13 protein-coding genes are annotated in these 16,307 nt (G+C 71.1%); 5 read left to right on the forward strand and 8 right to left on the reverse strand.

Going from position 1 to position 16,307, the window contains the following annotated elements; genetic code table 11:
- Positions 1–147: 147 nt before the first annotated feature.
- Complete coding sequence (locus OG504_RS13230; RefSeq protein ID WP_405989992.1) at positions 148–789, reverse strand: LysE family translocator; 642 nt, start codon at positions 787–789, stop codon at positions 148–150.
- Between the two features lie 162 nt (positions 790–951).
- Between OG504_RS13230 and OG504_RS13235 the strand changes: the two genes are divergently transcribed.
- Positions 952–3,114, forward strand: coding sequence for a protein kinase domain-containing protein (locus tag OG504_RS13235; RefSeq protein WP_405989993.1), 2,163 nt, complete (start codon positions 952–954; stop codon positions 3,112–3,114).
- Between the two features lie 10 nt (positions 3,115–3,124).
- Here the strand turns inward: OG504_RS13235 and OG504_RS13240 are convergent, their stop codons facing one another.
- The 5 genes from OG504_RS13240 to OG504_RS13260 all read right to left on the reverse strand — a co-directional run bounded on the left by OG504_RS13240 (position 3,125) and on the right by OG504_RS13260 (position 9,821).
- A complete protein-coding gene (locus OG504_RS13240) occupies positions 3,125–4,276 on the reverse strand; it encodes an XdhC family protein (protein WP_405989994.1) in 1,152 nt (383 codons plus the stop codon).
- Between the two features lie 47 nt (positions 4,277–4,323).
- Positions 4,324–5,784 (reverse strand): NCS2 family permease, encoded by a 1,461-nt coding sequence (locus OG504_RS13245; RefSeq protein ID WP_405989995.1) that lies wholly within the window; start codon positions 5,782–5,784, stop codon positions 4,324–4,326.
- A gap of 155 nt (positions 5,785–5,939) precedes the next feature.
- Positions 5,940–8,336: a xanthine dehydrogenase family protein molybdopterin-binding subunit gene (locus OG504_RS13250; RefSeq protein WP_405989996.1), complete on the reverse strand. Its 2,397-nt coding sequence runs from the start codon at positions 8,334–8,336 to the stop codon at positions 5,940–5,942.
- 1 nt (position 8,337) lies between these two features.
- Entirely contained in the window at positions 8,338–8,931 is a 594-nt protein-coding gene (locus OG504_RS13255; RefSeq protein ID WP_405989997.1) for a (2Fe-2S)-binding protein, read from the reverse strand.
- A complete protein-coding gene (locus tag OG504_RS13260; RefSeq protein WP_405989998.1) occupies positions 8,931–9,821 on the reverse strand; it encodes an FAD binding domain-containing protein in 891 nt (296 codons plus the stop codon). The genes OG504_RS13255 and OG504_RS13260 overlap by 1 nt, the downstream gene beginning before the upstream one ends.
- Before the next feature lie 302 nt (positions 9,822–10,123).
- On the opposite strand from OG504_RS13260, the gene OG504_RS13265 reads away from it, so the two are divergent.
- Positions 10,124–11,797: a PucR family transcriptional regulator gene (locus OG504_RS13265; protein WP_405989999.1), complete on the forward strand. Its 1,674-nt coding sequence runs from the start codon at positions 10,124–10,126 to the stop codon at positions 11,795–11,797.
- Between the two features lie 114 nt (positions 11,798–11,911).
- Positions 11,912–12,694 carry a hypothetical protein gene (locus OG504_RS13270; protein ID WP_405990000.1) on the forward strand — a complete coding sequence of 261 codons (783 nt, stop codon included), beginning with the start codon at positions 11,912–11,914 and terminating at the stop codon, positions 12,692–12,694.
- Between the two features lies 1 nt (position 12,695).
- On the opposite strand, the gene OG504_RS13275 is transcribed toward OG504_RS13270, so the two are convergent.
- The gene (locus OG504_RS13275; RefSeq protein WP_405990001.1) at positions 12,696–12,953 is read right to left on the reverse strand and encodes a hypothetical protein; all 258 of its coding nucleotides are present in this window, start codon (positions 12,951–12,953) and stop codon (positions 12,696–12,698) included.
- Positions 12,954–13,081: 128 nt separating this feature from the next.
- On the reverse strand, positions 13,082–13,888 hold the full coding sequence (locus OG504_RS13280) for a GntR family transcriptional regulator (protein WP_405990002.1): 807 nt from the start codon (positions 13,886–13,888) through the stop codon (positions 13,082–13,084).
- 157 nt (positions 13,889–14,045) lie between these two features.
- Here OG504_RS13280 and OG504_RS13285 point away from each other — a divergent pair, with 157 nt between their 5' ends.
- Positions 14,046–14,894 (forward strand): (2Fe-2S)-binding protein, encoded by an 849-nt coding sequence (locus OG504_RS13285; RefSeq protein WP_405990003.1) that lies wholly within the window; start codon positions 14,046–14,048, stop codon positions 14,892–14,894.
- 303 nt (positions 14,895–15,197) lie between these two features.
- Positions 15,198–16,238: a DUF2637 domain-containing protein gene (locus tag OG504_RS13290; RefSeq protein ID WP_329260319.1), complete on the forward strand. Its 1,041-nt coding sequence runs from the start codon at positions 15,198–15,200 to the stop codon at positions 16,236–16,238.
- The last annotated feature ends 69 nt before the right edge of the window (positions 16,239–16,307 follow it).

The following is a 16,307-nucleotide window of genomic DNA, read 5'->3' on the forward strand; positions in this document are numbered from 1 at the left end:
CCACCCGGCCGTCGGCCTCAGCCCTCCCGGCCGGTCAACACCCTCAGCCCTCCCGGCCGGTCAACGCCCTCAGTCCTTCCGGCCGGTCAACACCCTCAGCCCTCCCGGCCGGTCAACGCCCTCAGTCCTTCCGGCCGGTCAACGCCCTCAGTCCTTCCGGCCTGTCACCGCGACCGTCACGCCCAGCCCGATCATCGTGAGCCCGCCGACCCCGCCCACCGCGGACAGTCGGCGCGGTGAGCGCGCGAACCAGTCCCTGGCCGTGGACGCGACCAGCCCCCACACGCTGTCCGAGGCCACGGCGATGAGGTTGAAGACAAGGCCGAGCAGCAGCATCTGGCTGGTGACGTGGCCCTGTTCGCGGTCCACGAACTGGGGCAGTACGGCGGCGAAGAACACGATCGTCTTGGGGTTGGCCACCCCGACGGCGAACCCCTCCCACAGCGTGCGCAGCCCGCTGTGCGGGGCCGCCTCCTCCCCCGCGAACGCGGCCCGCAGCGACCCGCGTCGGCGCCACGCCTTCACCCCGAGGTACACCAGGTAGGCGGCGCCGACGAGTTTCAGTGCCGTGAAGACGAGCACCGAGCGTTCCACCAGCGAACCGACGCCGAGGGCGACCGCCACGACGAGCAGGTAGGCGCCGAGGGTGTTGCCGACGACGGTGGTCAGCGCGGCCCGGCGGCCGTGGGCCAGCGCCCGCCCGATCACGAACAGCACGCTGGGGCCGGGGACGATGATCAGCAGGAAGGACAGCGCCGCGAAGGCGACAAGTCGGTCGGTGGACACCATGGGGCCATGGAAGACGGGGCGCGCGGGGCCCGCAACCCATTTCCGGATGCCCCCGAGCCCGATGCCCGGTGAGGGGAACGAACGCCCTAGTGTGATGGGCCCTAGTGTGATGCCTCTGAACGGCCCATCCGGGCACGGGAATCAGGAAAGGTGACCGGCGACATGTCGCTTCGCCCCGGGGACACGGAGTCGATCGGCGGTTACACGCTGGTCGACCGGCTCGGCAGCGGCGGGATGGGCGTCGTGTATCTCGCGCGCTCGGCCTCGGGACGACAGGTCGCCGTCAAGGTCGTACACGCCCAGTACGCGCTGGACGAGGAGTTCCGCGCCCGGTTCCGGCAGGAGATCGCCGCCGCCCGCCGGGTGAGCGGAGCCTTCACCGCCCCCGTCGTGGACGCCGACCCGGACGCCGAACTCCCCTGGATGGCCACGCTCTACGTGCCCGGCCGCACCCTGGCCGAGGCCATCGAGAAGGACGGCCCGTTGGGCGGCCGGGCCTTGCGCACACTCGCGCTGGGTCTCGTCGAGGCGCTGCGGGACATCCATCAAGCGGGCGTCGTACACCGGGACTTGAAGCCGAGCAACGTCCTGCTCGCCGGGGACGGCCCCCGCGTCATCGACTTCGGCATCTCCCGCGCCGCCGACAACCAGACCCTCACCGTGACCGGCCGGTTGATCGGCACCCCGCCCTTCATGTCACCCGAGCAGTTCGCCGCGCCGCGGGACGTCACGGCCGCCTCCGACGTCTTCTCGCTCGGCTCGCTCCTCGTCTACGCGGCCACCGGCAACCGCCCCTTCGACGGCGCAAGCCCGTACCTGACGGGCTATCAAGTCATGCATGAGCAGCCGAGGTTGGACGGTGTGTCCGAGCCGCTGCGGAGCATCGCCGAGCGCTGTCTGGACAAGGACGCGGCGGCCCGTCCCCAACTGGCCGAACTGCACGGCCTGTTGCTCGCCCTGCCTGATTCCGCCGCCACCACCGTGGCGGATCTCCCGCGAGGGGCGGTCCCCCGCCCGCGCCTGGCGGATTCTACGGCCGTCCGGAACACCAAACGCCCGCGTCGAAGACGGCGACTCCTCGTCGCTCTCGGCACGGTGACCGTCGTCGCGGGACTCAGCCTCACGGCCATGCATTGGTCGTCGGACGGCACGTCCCCGGGCCAGTACGACGCGCTCTCGCCCACACCGTCCGCCTCCACCGCCGCCGTGGCGCTGCCCGCCGGCTGGAAGACCTGGCGGACGAGTCTGCTCACCTCCCAGACCGGCGATCCCCTCGACTACACCCAGTCCGGCTGTCTGGCGGACGGCAGCACCACCGTGTACTGCGCCGGTACGGGCGCCACGGTCACCGCGCTGGACACCGCCTCGGGCCGGGTCCGCTGGCGGTCGGGCAGCAGCCCCGAGACCGCGCTCCCCGTCGGTGTCCGGGACGGGCGCGTCTACACCTACGTCAAGCCCGACTCGAACGACACCTTCATCACCCGGCGTCTGGTCGCCCTGGACGCGAAGACCGGCACCCGGCTGTGGATCCACCCGATCAGGGACGACACGGACCCCGTCCTGTTCGACGGCGGGATCCTGGCGATGGACGTGGACGCGACGAAGTTCGTGGCCTACGACGCGTCGGGCCGTCAGCTGTGGAGCGCGCCCATCTGGTCGAACCTCGGGAACTCCTGCACTCCGACGGTCCTGGGCGGCGCCCCGTACGCCCTCTGCACGGTCGAGGGTGATCCCTCCCAGGGCGATTTCATCCTGGTACGCCTCGACCCGGCTACCGGTGCACAGCGGAAGATCGCCGAACTCCCCACAGGGGCTTGGCCGTTGGGCGTCGACAAGGGCCGAGTGCTGTTCCTGGCTCCGAAGCTGGCGCCGGAGGTCTTCGGCAGCTCCCCGGACCAGCTGTACACCGCCCTGGACCGGGTGAACCCGAGCACCGGCGCGATCGAGCGGATCGCCCTGCCGGCCGGCACTCGCGGCACTGCCACCCTCGTCAAGGACGTCGTCTACCTCGTCCGCCCGAACGGCACGGTCACCGCCGTACGCGCGGCCGACGGCAAGCGGCTGTGGCAGCGCGAGACGAACACCGAGAACCTGTCGACGCCGGTGTACTCCGCGAAGTTCAACAGGCTCTACTTCTCCAACCAGTTCGGCCGACTGCTCGCCCTGAACCGGAGCACGGGAGCCGTCGAGTGGAGTACGTCCGCGCTGGCGAACGCCGGTGACTCGGCGGCCGACACCACGCCGTACATCCTGCTCGTCAAGGACGCGCTCGTGGCCGTGGCGGGCGACACCGCGTTCTCGGTACGGCCGCCCGCGAAGCGCTGAGCGGCGCCGCTCAGGCCACCGAGCCGATCCGTCCGGCGGGCAGCGAGGTCGCGTCGTGGTGGATCGGGGTGTGCGCGCCGGTGAGGGAGATCCCGCTGCCGCCGCGCCGGTTGGCGACGATCTCCGCGGCGATCGACAGGGCCGTCTCCTCGGGCGTCCGGGCGCCGAGGTCGAGGCCGATCGGGGATCGCAGGCGGGCCAACTCCATTTCAGTGACGCCGACTTGACGCAGGCGGTCGTTGCGGTCGAGGTGGGTGCGGCGGGAACCCATCGCGCCGACGTAGGCCACCGGGAGGCGCAGCGCGAGGTGGAGCAGCGGTACGTCGAACTTGGCGTCGTGGGTGAGGACGCACAGGACGGTGCGGGCGTCGACGTCCGTGCGGGCGAGGTACTTGTGGGGCCATTCGACGACGATCTCGTCGGCGTCGGGGAAGCGGGTCCGGGTGGCGAAGACGGGGCGGGCGTCGCACACCGTCACGTGGTAGCCGAGGAACTTGCCGACGCGGACCAGCGCGGAGGCGAAGTCGATCGCGCCGAACACGATCATCCTGGGCGGCGGGACCGAGGACTCGACGAGGACGGTGAGCGGGGCGCCGCAGCGGGAGCCCTGCTCGCCGATCTCCACGGTGCCGGTGCGGCCCGCGTCGAGATAGGCGCCGGCCTCGGCGGCGACCGTGCGGTCCAGTTCGGGGTGGGCGCCGAACCCACCGTCGTAGGAGCCGTCGGGGTGGACGACGATCGCCCTGCCTTGCAAGGGAGTTGGGCCCGAGACGATGCGGGCCAGGGCCGCCGCTCCGCCGCTTGTCGCGGTCGAGAGAGCGGCGGTGATCACCGGGCGGGCGGGGTCGCCTGCCCGTACCGGTGTGACGAGGATGTCGATGACTCCGCCGCAGGTCAGGCCGACGGCGAAGGCGTCCTCGTCGCTGTAGCCGAAGCGCTCCAGGACGGTTTCGCCGTCCGCGAGGGCCTGTTGGCACAGTTCGTAGACCGCGCCTTCCACACAGCCCCCGGAGACCGAGCCGATCGCCGTGCCCTCGGTGTCCACCGCGAGGGCGGCGCCGGGCTGGCGGGGTGCGCTGCCGCCGACGGCCACCACGGTGGCGACGGCGAAGTCGCGGCCCTGCTCGACCCACCGGTGCAGCTCTTCGGCGATGTCCAGCATCTCTCGGTCTCCTAACGGGGTGGTGGGGAAAGGCTTTCCAAGATCTGTCAGTGCACGCCCAGCCAGCTCTCGAGGGGGTTGAGGGCGAAGTACACGAGGAAGATGACCGTCAGCCCCCACATGAAGGCGCCGATCTCCCGTGCCTTGCCCTGGGCGGCCTTGATGGCGACGTACGAGATGACTCCGGCGGAGACGCCCGCCGTGATGCTGTACGTGAACGGCATCACAACCACCGTCAGGAACACGGGAATCGCGGTGGCGCGGTCGGCCCAGTCCACGTGCCGGGCGTTCATCAGCATCATCGAGCCGATGACGACCAGGGCGGCGGACGCGACCTCCTGCGGGACGATCGCGGTGACCGGGGTGAAGAAGAGACAGGCCGCGAAGAACAGGCCGGTGACGACGGAGGCGAGGCCTGTGCGGGCGCCCTCGCCGACCCCCGTGGCCGACTCGATGAAGACGGTCTGGCCGGAGCCGCCCGCCACACCGCCGATCGCGCCGCCGGCGCCGTCGATGAACAGCGCCTTCGACAGGCCCGGCATGCGGCCCTTGTCGTCGGCGAGCTTGGCCTCGGTGCCGACTCCGATGATGGTGGCCATCGCGTCGAAGAAACCGGCCAGCACGAGCGTGAACACGATCATCCCGACCGTCATCGCGCCGACCTTGCCCCAACCCCCGAACTCCACATGGCCGAAGAGCGAGAAGTCCGGCATCGAGACCGCGCTGCCGTGCAGTTCGGGGGCGGCACCGCTGGCCCACTGCTTGGGGTCGATGACCCCGGCGGCGTTCAGGATCGAGGCGACGACCGTGCCGGTGATGATGCCGATGAGGATGGCGCCGGGCATGTTGCGGGCCTGGAGCATGAAGATCAGGAGCAGGGTGCCGGCGAACAACAGGACGGGCCAGCCCGCGAGTTCACCCGCCGGGCCCAGGGTCAGCGGGGTCGCCTTGCCCTGGTGCACGAAGCCGGACTTGTAGAAACCGATGAGCGCGATGAACAGGCCGATGCCCATCGTGATGCCGTGTTTCAGCGCGAGCGGGATCGCGTTCATGATCATCTCGCGCAGGCCGGTGACGACCAGCAGCATGATGACCACGCCGTACAGCACGCACATGCCCATCGCCTGCGGCCAGGTCATCTGCGGGGCGACCTGCGAGGAGAGCACTCCGGAGACGGAGAGGCCGGCGGCGAGGGCGAGTGGCACCTTGCCGACGAAGCCCATCAGGAGCGTGGTGAAGGCCGCCGCGAACGCCGTCGCGGTGATCAGCCCCTTCTGGCCGAGCGTGTCCCCCGCGACGTCCTTGCCGGACAGGATCAGGGGGTTGAGCAGCAGGATGTACGCCATCGCCATGAAGGTGGTGACTCCGCCGCGCACCTCGCGCGCGACGGTCGATCCCCGCCGGGATATGTGGAAGTACCGGTCGAGCCAGGACCGGCCGGCCGGGACGCGGGTTCCTTCACCCGAGTCCTCGGCGGCGGTCCTGGGTTCCACTGACTGCTGGGTCATGGGGCCATCTCCCAAGGTTCACAGGGGCACCCGTCGGCCGCCTCGGCGGCGCGCGGGATTTGGGATGGACGACCCGGGGGACGGCCCGAGACGAACAATGGGGACCTGGGGGAACCAACTCCCCCCAGGGCGTCACCGGTTGGGACCCCGAAAGGTCATGTGCCCGTGAGGTGCTCCGGGCGTACCGGTGTCCTGTTCAGTTCCAGTCCGGTCGCGTTCCGAATGGCCGCCAGGACGGCCGGAGTCGACGACAGGGTGGGGGCCTCGCCGATACCGCGCAGCCCGTACGGGGCGTGCTCGTCGGCGAGTTCGAGCACATCGACCGGAATGGTCGGGGTGTCGAGGATCGTGGGGATGAGGTAGTCCGTGAAGGACGGGTTCCTGACCTTCGCGGTCTTCGGGTCGACGATGATCTCCTCCATGACCGCGACGCCGAGACCCTGGGTCGTACCGCCCTGGATCTGGCCGATCACGGACAGCGGGTTGAGCGCCTTGCCGACGTCCTGCGCGCAGGCCAGCTCGATGACCTTGACCAGGCCGAGTTCGGTGTCGACCTCGACGACGGCGCGGTGCGCGGCGAACGTGTACTGGACGTGCCCGAAGCCCTGCCCGGTGCGGAGGTCGAAGGGCTCGGTCGCGCGGTGGCGCCACTCGGCCTCGATCTCGACGGCCTGGCCTTCGAGGACGTCGGCCAGATCGGCGAGGACCTCGCCGGCGTCGGTGACCACCTTGCCGCCCTCCAGGAGGAGTTCGGCGGTGGCCCAGGCCGGGTGGTAGGTGCCGAGCTTGCGGCGGCCCATCTCCAGGACCTTCTCGCGGACCAGCTCGCAGGAGTTCTTGACGGCGCCACCGGTGACGTACGTCTGCCGGGACGCGGAGGTCGAACCCGCCGAGCCCACCTGCGTGTCCGCCGGGTGGATCGTCACCTGGGTGACGCCCAGCTCGGTGCGGGCGATCTGCGCGTGGACGGTGACACCGCCCTGGCCGACCTCCGCCATCGCGGTGTGCACGACGGCGACGGGCTCGCCGCCGACAACTTCCAGGCGGACCTTGGCGGTTGAGTAGTCGTCGAAGCCCTCGGAGAAGCCGACGTTCTTGATGCCGACCGCGTAACCGACGCCTCGTACGACGCCTTCGCCGTGCGTGGTGTTGGACAGACCGCCCGGCAACTGCCGTACGTCGGCGGCCTCTCCGGCCGCGAGCCACTGCTGCTCGGGCGGCATGGGCATCGCCTTGACGCGGCGCAGGAGTTCGGCGACCGGGGCCGGGGAGTCGACCGGCTGCCCGGTCGGCATGATCGTCCCCTGCTCCATCGCGTTGAGCTGTCGGAACGCGACCCGGTCCATGCCCACCTTGTCGGCGAGCTTGTCCATCTGGGCCTCGTAGGCGAAGCACGCCTGGACCGCGCCGAAGCCGCGCATCGCCCCGCAGGGCGGGTTGTTGGTGTAGAGCGCGATGGCCTCGATGTCGACGTCGTCGATCACGTACGGGCCGGCACCGAGCGAGGAGGCGTTTCCCACGACCGCCGGGGAAGCCGACGCGTAGGCGCCGCCGTCCAGGACGATCCGGGCCTTGAGGTGGGTGAGCTTGCCGTCCTTCGTCGCGCCGTGCTCGTAGTAGAGCTTGGCGGGGTGGCGGTGGACGTGCCCGAAGAAGGACTCGAAGCGGTTGTAGACGATCTTCACGGGCTTGCCGGTGCGCAGGGCCAGCAGGCAGGCGTGGATCTGCATCGACAGGTCCTCGCGACCACCGAACGCGCCGCCGACGCCGGAGAGCGTCATGCGGACCTTGTCCTCTGGCAGGCCGAGCACGGGGGCGATCTGCTTGAGGTCGGAGTGCAGCCACTGGGTGGCGATGTAGAGGTCGACGCCGCCGTCCTCGGAGGGGACCGCGAGTCCGGACTCCGGACCGAGGAAGGCCTGGTCCTGCATGCCGAAGGTGTACTCACCCTCGACGATGAAGTCGGCGCGCTCCCGGGCGGCGGCCACGTCTCCGCGGACGATCGGCTGGCGGTGCACGATGTTCGGGTGCGGTACATGGCCGATGTGGTGGTCGTCGCGGCCCTCGTGGATGAGGATCGCGTCCGGCGCGGTCGCGGACAACTCGTCGGTGATGACCGGGAGTTCGCGGTACTCGACCTTGATCTTCGCGGCGGCGCGGCGGGCCGTCTCCGGGTGGTCGGCGGCGACGATCGCGACCGGCTCGCCGTGGTGGCGGACCTTGCCGTGCGCGAGGACCGGGGTGTCCTGGATCTCCAGGCCGTAGTTCTTCACGTCGGTGGGCAGGTCGTCGTAGGTCATGACGGCGTAGACGCCCGGGGTCTTCAGTGCCTCGACGGTGTCGATGGAGACGATCTCGGCGTGCGCGACCGTGGAGCGCAGGATCTGGCCCCAGAGCATGTCCTCGTGCCACATGTCGGACGAGTACGCGAACTCGCCGGTGACCTTGAGGGTGCCGTCCGGGCGGAGCGTGGACTCGCCGATGCCGCCTTTGGTCTTCGAACCCTGGGTGACCTGGGTGGGAGTGCCGATGGGGGTGCCTTTGACGGGCATGTCAGACCGCCTCTCCCTGCCGGGCCGCCGCCAGGCGGACCGCGTCCATGATCTTCTCGTAGCCGGTGCAGCGGCACAGGTTGCCCGAGAGCGCCTCGCGGATGTCCGCGTCGGTCGGGGTCGGGTTGTGCTCCAGCATCTCGTCGGCGGCGACGAGGAGTCCGGGGGTGCAGAAGCCGCACTGGACGGCGCCGGCGTCGATGAACGCCTGCTGGATGGGGGCGAGTTGGGCGCCCTCGCCGGTCTGCGAGTCGAGCGGCTTGGGGTGCCAGGCAGGGGACCCACCCTCGGAAAGTGTGTCACTTTTCGCAGAAGTGTCACACTTTTCCGACCCACCTCCCCTCTGCCGCGCGTAGTCCGCGAGCCCCTCCACCGTGACGACCTCGCGGCCCTCGACCTGCCCGGCGGCGACGAGACAGGAACACACCGGGATGCCGTCGAGGCGGACGGTGCAGGAACCGCACTCGCCCTGCTCGCAGGCGTTCTTCGAACCCGGGAGGCCCATCCGCTCGCGCAGCACGTACAGCAGGGACTCGCCCTCCCACACGTCGTCCGCTTCCTGCGGGCGGCCGTTGACCGTGAAATTGACGCGCATCAGGCGACTCCCTCCGTGCGGGCGGCGGTGCCGCGATAGGACTCCCACGTCCACGTCAGGGTGCGGCGGGCCATGATGCCGACCGCGTGGCGGCGGTAGCTGGCCGTGCCCCGGACGTCGTCGATCGGGTTGCAGGCGGCGGAGCACAGGTCCGCGAACTGCTTGGCGACCGACGGGGTGATGATCTTGCCGTTCTCCCAGAAGCCGCCCTCGTCGAGCGCGGCGTTCAGGAATTCCTCGGCGGCCTTCGCCCGGACGGGGGTCGGCGCGGCCGATCCGATGCCGGTGCGGACGGTGCGGGTGGACGGGTGCAGAGCGAGCCCGAAGGCGCACACGGCAATCACCATCGCGTTGCGGGTGCCGACCTTGGAGTACTGCTGCGGGCCGTCCGCCTTCTTGATGTGCACGGCCCTGATCAGTTCGTCGGGCGCGAGCGCGTTGCGCTTCACGCCGGTGTAGAACTCGTCGATCGGGATACGGCGGCTGCCGCGCACCGACTCGGCCTCGACCTCGGCGCCGGCCGCGAGGAGCGCGGGGTGGGCGTCGCCGGCCGGGGAGGCGGTACCGAGGTTGCCGCCGACGCCGCCGCGGTTGCGGATCTGCGGGGAGGCGACCGTGTGCGAGGCGAGGGAGAGGCCCGGCAGTTCGGCGCGCAGGTTCTCCATGATCCGGGTGTACGGGACCGAGGCCCCGAGCCGCACGCTGTCGGCGCCGACCTCCCACTCGTAGAGGTCGCCGATGCGGTTCAGGTCGAGCAGGTACTCGGGCCTGCGGTGGTCGAAGTTGATCTCGACCATCACATCGGTGCCGCCCGCGATCGGTACTGCGGTGGGGTGCTCTGCCTTGGCGGCGAGCGCCTCCTCCCAGCTGGCGGGGCGAAGGAAGTCCATGACCGGCTCTCTTCTTCGTCTCGTGGGTCGTACGGATCAAGCCAGTTCGTGTGCGGCGGGTCCGGCTCGTTCATGCGCTGTTAATGCAGCGTGAGGTCAGTACACAGCGCCGTGCGCGGAGTGGGTCAGTCACGGAAACCATGAAGGAGTTGGCTGGCCAGCGCGGGCATCTTGTAGATTCATATGAACAGAGGTCATCAGTAACCCCTCCGATTCCCTGTGGAAACGTGGGAAACAGCCCCGCACCCACAGCACCTCTTGGTTCATCGTAGTTTTCTAGACAAAGAACGGCGGCGACGGCGATGCGGCTGCGCGCACTTCTGGACACCGATGCGCTGGGGCTGCGGCTGCTCGGCGGCGAGGACGAGCTGGACCGCACGGTCCGCGGGGTGATGACCACCGACCTGCGCGACCCCAGCCGCTACCTCTCGGGCGGCGAGCTGGTCCTGACCGGTCTGGCCTGGCGCAGGAACGCCTCCGACACCGAGCCGTTCGTACGGCTCCTGGTGTCCGCCGGGGTGGCCGCGCTGGCCGCCGGCGAGGCCGAGCTGGGCGCCATCCCGGACGACCTGATAGCCGCCTGCGCCCGGCACCGGCTGCCGCTGTTCGCGGTCAACGAGTCGGTGGCGTTCGCGACGATCACCGAGCATGTCGTACGGCAGGTGTCCGGCGAGCGGGCCGGTGATCTCGCGGCCGTGGTGGACCGGCACCGCCGGATGATGACCTCGGGTCCGGCGGGCGGCGGCCCGGACGTGGTGCTGGACCTGCTCGGCTCGGACCTGGATCTGCGGGCGTGGGTGCTGTCGCCGACCGGGCGACTCATCGCGGGTTCGAAGGTGTCGGGGCCCGCGCTGCCCGTCGACGTGTGCGCGAAGCTGGCCGCCGAGCACCTGGCCGCCGCCCGCACGGGCCGCCGGGGGCCGCACCGGCTGGCACTGGGCGGCTCGACGTACTCCCTCTTCCCGATCCGTGGCGGCGGGCGGTCCACGCAGGGCTCGCGGGACGTGCGCGAGACGGTGCTGTCGGACTGGCTGCTCGCGGTCGAGGCGGATGCCGGGGACTGGCCGGACGAGCGACTCGACCTGTTGCAGGGGGTCACGCAGCTGATCGCGGTCGAACGGGACCGGCGGGACGCGGCGCGTACGGTCCGCAGACGGCTCGCGCAGGAGGTCCTGGAGCTGGTGCAGACGGGTGCCGCGCCGGCCGAGATCGCCGCGCGGCTACGGGTCGCCGCCCCCGTCCTGCTGCCCGGGCTCGGCGCGGCCCCGCACTGGCAGGTCGTCGTCGCCCGGGTCGAGTGGGACGGCGCCGACATCGAGGCCGGCCCGGTCGCCCAGTCCCTCCTGGAGGAGATCCTGGTCGACCCGCTGACGACGGGACCCGAGCCCTCCGACCGGATCGCCGTGGCCCACTCGGGCGACGAGGCCATCGCACTCGTACCGCTGCCCGCGGTGTCGGCGGAGCACGACGGCTCCGAGTCCGGGCTCCACGCGGACGTGCTCCTGGCGGCCGTACGAGATCCGCTGTCGGCGGGGCTCGACGACGACGGGCGGGTCACGCTCGGGGTGAGCGCGGCGGTGCACTCGGCGGAGGGGCTGCGCGGGGCGCTGGAGGAGGCGCGGCACGCGCGCCGGGTGGCGGCGGCACGCCCCGGGCGGGTGTGCGCGGCGGGCCATCAGGAGCTGGCCTCGCACGTCCTCCTGCTCCCCTTCGTGCCGGACGACGTACGGCGGGCCTTCACCGCGCGCCTCCTCGACCCGCTGCGCGACTACGACCGCCGGCACCGCGCGGAGCTGATTCCGACGCTGGAGGCGTTCCTGGAGTGCGACGGTTCCTGGACGCGCTGTGCGACCCGGCTGCACCTGCACGTCAACACGTTGCGCTACCGGGTCGGCAGGATCGAGCAGTTGACGAGTCGTGACCTCTCGCGCCTTGAGGACAAGCTGGATTTCTTCCTGGCACTGCGGATGAGCTGACCCGAAGATCCCACGACTTTGTGAATTCTTTCACCCACCCTCTTGGCCAGGCCCTACGATCCGTGCTGAGATGCCACCACTCAACAGCTCAATGGTGTGCTCGGGGAGGGCAACGTGGCGCATTCCGCCATGTCTGGACACGGAACGACCGAAGGTGACGATCCCCTCCAGACCGCGGTGTGGCGGCTGCGCTCGCGGGCCTGCTGGGTCGACGCGGCGGCGCTGCTGCGGCCCGACACCGCGGCACCGGCCCTCCAGCGGACCGCGCTGCTCGTGGAGCGGTGTCTCTACACCGAGCAGGGCTGGGAGGACGCCGACGACGCGCTGCGCACGGCCGAGGCGCTGGCCCACAGCGACGACGAGCGGGGCGCGGCGGCCTGTGAACGCGGGTACCTCGCCTACGCCGCCACGCTGCACTCGGTGCGCGACCGGGCGGACGAGGCGCGGGCCGCGCTCGGGCGGGCGGCGGCGCTGATCCCGCCGGACGGCGCGGGGCGGGCACTGCTGGACTTCCGGCGGGGGCTGGTGGCGGAGAACCTGGCGCGCTCACCGCAGGCCGCGCGGGCCGCGTACCGGCGTGCGCACGCGGCCGCCGCCGACCGGGCCGACCCCCTGCTCCTCTCCTTCACCCACCGCCACCTGGCCGGACTGGCCCTGCGCGACGGCGAGTTGGCGGAGGCCCGCCACGGCTTCGCCGAATCCCTGCGCATCCGCGAGGAGTTGGGCTACCTCGTCGGCACGGCCCCGGCCCTCGCGTCCCTCGCCGACGCCGAGGCCGAGCCGGAGGCGTCCCGGCTGCGCGAGGAAGCGCGACGGCTGTTCCGGCTGCTCGGCGGCGTACCGACGTGGCTGGCACGGCAGTTGGCGATGCCCGCGCCGGGGGCGGCGACCGCCTAGGTCAGGAGCCGTCGGTTCGGCTCTGGACGACGTTCACGATGTGGTGGACGAAGTGCAGGACGGATGACCGGAGTTCGGGGTCGCGGGCGACCAACACCCCTACGGCGACGAGCAGAAGGAAGGACAGGAGGCTGCCGCCGCGGCCGGAGTGGGTGCGGCGGGCGCCCGTCCGGGCGGCGCGCATGCCGTCCTGTGCCGCCTGTCGGGCCGACTGCTCGGCGCCCCGCCGTGCGGCCTGCTGGCCCGGATTCGGAAACATCGGCGTTCTCCCCCGCGGATCGGTCGCTTCTCTCCGTGGGGCACGTCACCGCCGGCCGGGCGGGTTCCCGGTGCGGCCGGCGGTCGCCGGACCCGGACCCGCTCGTGACCGGAGTCACATATTCGAAGTCACGCCGATCCCGCGAAGTGCTCCTGCACCAGGGACCGCACCACGTCCCACTCCCCCGCGGCCAACGCGTCGAGGAGCGCGAGGTGTTCGGCCGCGTCCGCGACGAGGTCGGCCCGCCCGCGCGTGACCGGACCGCCGACCAGCGGCCACTGGGCGCGCCGGTGCAGGTCCTCGGCGATCTGGACGAGCTGTTCGTTGCCGGCGAGGGCGAGCACCGCGCGGTGGAAGGCCCGGTCGGACTCGGCGTACGTCGCCCGGCACCCGGAGGCCGCGGCGCGGACGGTCCCCTCGGCCAGCGGACGCAGGTCGGCCCAGCGGGCGGCGGGCACGGTACGGGCGAGCCGAAGCATCACCGGCACCTCGATCAGGGCGCGGATCTCGGCCAGTTCGGCGAGTTCGCGGGCGCCCCGCTCGATCACCCGGAAGCCCCGGTTCGGTACGACCTCCACGGCGCCCTCGGTGGCGAGCTGCTGCATGGCCTCACGCACGGGCGTGGCGGAGACGCCGAACCGGTCGCCGAGCGCGGGCGCGGAGTACACCTCGCCGGGGGTCAACTCCCCGCCGACGAGCGCGGTGCGCAGCGCGTCCAGTATCTGACCGCGCACGGAGGGCCGCTGGAGAACCTGCCGGGGCCGCGGGATCGGCGTCTCGCTGTGCGTGTGCTCACCGCGCACCGCACCGGCGCCGTCCGCGAGACCCCGGTCCCGGTCCACATCGGCGGCACGCTGCTGCGGCGGCACCCGGGAGCCCCGGGCGGGCGCGTCCGGAACACCCGTCCCGGCGGAGCCCTGCGTGCCCTGCTTCACGGGTCCTCCTCCGGACGTGTCGGTACTTGGGGTCATTACGGCTGCTTGTTACTCGTCCGTCAAGCACCTTAGGCGCAGATCGGACTAGTTCAAATATCGGGAGGGCTGGGTAAGGTAAGCCTTACCTCTAAACCAACGGCGAATCGGTGGTCCCGGCATGCCCCTGCCCTCTTCGGCCGTAGCGGACTCGTACGCCCGCCTCACCGAGGTCATCCCCGGGCTCGCGATCACCGAACTCACCCCGGACCAGCCGACTCCCACCGGCGGCGGCTGGATCTCGGCAGCCGCGCTCGCGGAGGGCGGCGAGGGCTTGGAGGCGTTCCTGGCCAGGGACGACGCCCAGGTCCTGCGCGACCACGGCCGCCGGGGCCGCCCGGACGTGATAGCCACCTTCGGCCTGCACCGCTACGCCTGGCCGGTCGTCCTCCTGTTCACCGTCCCGTGGTTCCTGCACCGCCGCGTCCCCCGTCTCCCTGTGACCCACGTCTCCTACGACCGTACGGCCGAGGGCTTCGACATGGGCCGGCTGGCCGTCCGTACCGACTCCTTCGCCTGTCTGCCCGGCGACCCGGCCGCGACTCTCCCCGGCGCCCGGGTGGTCCCGGACGAGGAGGCACTGCGGGCCGAGGTGCGGGCCGCGGTCGCCGAGCACATGGAACCCGTGCTGGCCGGCTTCGGCCCGCGGATGCGCCGGCGGGGCCGCGCCCTGTGGGGCATGGCGACCGACGAGGTCGTCGAGGGCATCTGGTACGTCGCCGATCTGTTCGGCGAACAGCCGCGGGCGGTACGGGAGTTGGAGCGGCTGCTGCCGGGCGCGACCAGGCCGTACGTCGGATCGGCCGCGTTCCGCGAGGTGACAGGACCCAACGGCGAGGCGCTGTCCACGCGGGACCGGGCGAGTTGCTGCATGTACTACACGCTCGACGCCTTGGACGCCTGCCCGACCTGTCCGCGCACCTGCGAGACCGAGCGGGTCACCAAGCTCCTGGCTGCCGCCGCGAGTTGAGGGACCCTCAGTCACGGGCGCCTCTCAAGGCCCGCTAGGATCAGCCCCGAACGAGGCGCCCACCCGGTTACAGGGGATTCACAACTTCCTCACTTGCCGCAGGAACTTTCCGTGGAACCACCCGTACGGGTAGTCTTATTCGAACTCAACTCCCGCCCCTCAAGCGGCAGTTCGAGCAGAAAGCCGTCCTGGGCATCCCCTTGCACCTCCTTGGCGGCCTCTTGCCCCGAAAACGCCTGAGGGCCGTTGGGATTGGGCCACTATGGCGGGCGTTACGCCCTATCCCAATGCAAGGGACCCCAGATGAGACTGACCGACATATCGCTTAACTGGCTGCTTCCCGGCGCCGTACTGCTCCTGGGCATGCTGGCGGCGGTTGCGGTGCTCGCGCGGAGCAAGCGGTCCGGCGGGGAGCACGCGAAAGACGACTCGTGGGAGCGCACGGAGGAGCGCCGCAGGCGCAAGGAGGCCATATACGGCATCGCCTCCTACGTCCTTCTGTTCTGCTGTGCGGCGGTCGCCGCCGCACTCTCCTTCCACGGACTGGTCGGCTTCGGCCAGGAGAACCTCGGCCTGACCGACGGCTGGGAGTACCTGGTCCCGTTCGGCCTCGACGGCGCGGCCATGTTCTGCTCCGTCCTCGCGGTCCGCGAGGCCAGCCACGGTGACGCGGCCCTCGGCTCCCGGATACTCGTGTGGACGTTCGCGGCCGCGGCCGCCTGGTTCAACTGGGTGCACGCGCCCAGGGGTGTCGACCACGCGGGCGCTCCGCAGTTCTTCTCCGGCATGTCGCTGTCGGCCGCGGTCCTGTTCGACCGCGCGCTGAAGCAGACCCGTCGGGCCGCGCTGCGCGAGCAGGGTCTGGTGCCGCGTCCGCTGCCGCAGATCCGTATCGTCCGCTGGCTGCGGGCCCCCCGTGAGACCTACAGCGCCTGGTCGCTGATGCTCCTGGAGAACGTGCGCAGCCTGGACGAGGCGGTCGACGAGGTGCGCGAGGACAAGGCGAAGAAGGAGGAGACCCGACTGCGCCGGCGCGACCAGCAGCGGATCGAGCGGGCCCAGCTCAAGGCCATAAGCCGGGGCCAGCGCGGCCTCATGGGACGGGGCGGCGGCCGTTCGCCGGAACCGCAGGCCCTGGAGCGCGGCTCCGGTCAAGCATCCGCGGAGCCTGCTCTATCGACGCCGGAACAGCTGCCGGTTCGCACGCGTCCCTCACTCCAGCCAGTCCGCGGGGCATCTGACCCGATAACCGTCGACCTCACCGCCGAGGACGACACTATGGCACTGCCGCGGCTCGACTCCCTGGAGCGCAAGCTCAAGGACCTGGAGCAGCAGTTCGGCTGAGCCGAGGGCTGAGAACCTGAAGCCGGGACCGGGCGACAACGGGACGGGGGCGGAGTCCAACTGGACGCC

The organism is Streptomyces sp. NBC_00986 (genome assembly GCF_045162565.1).
Classification (GTDB): domain Bacteria; phylum Actinomycetota; class Actinomycetes; order Streptomycetales; family Streptomycetaceae; genus Streptomyces.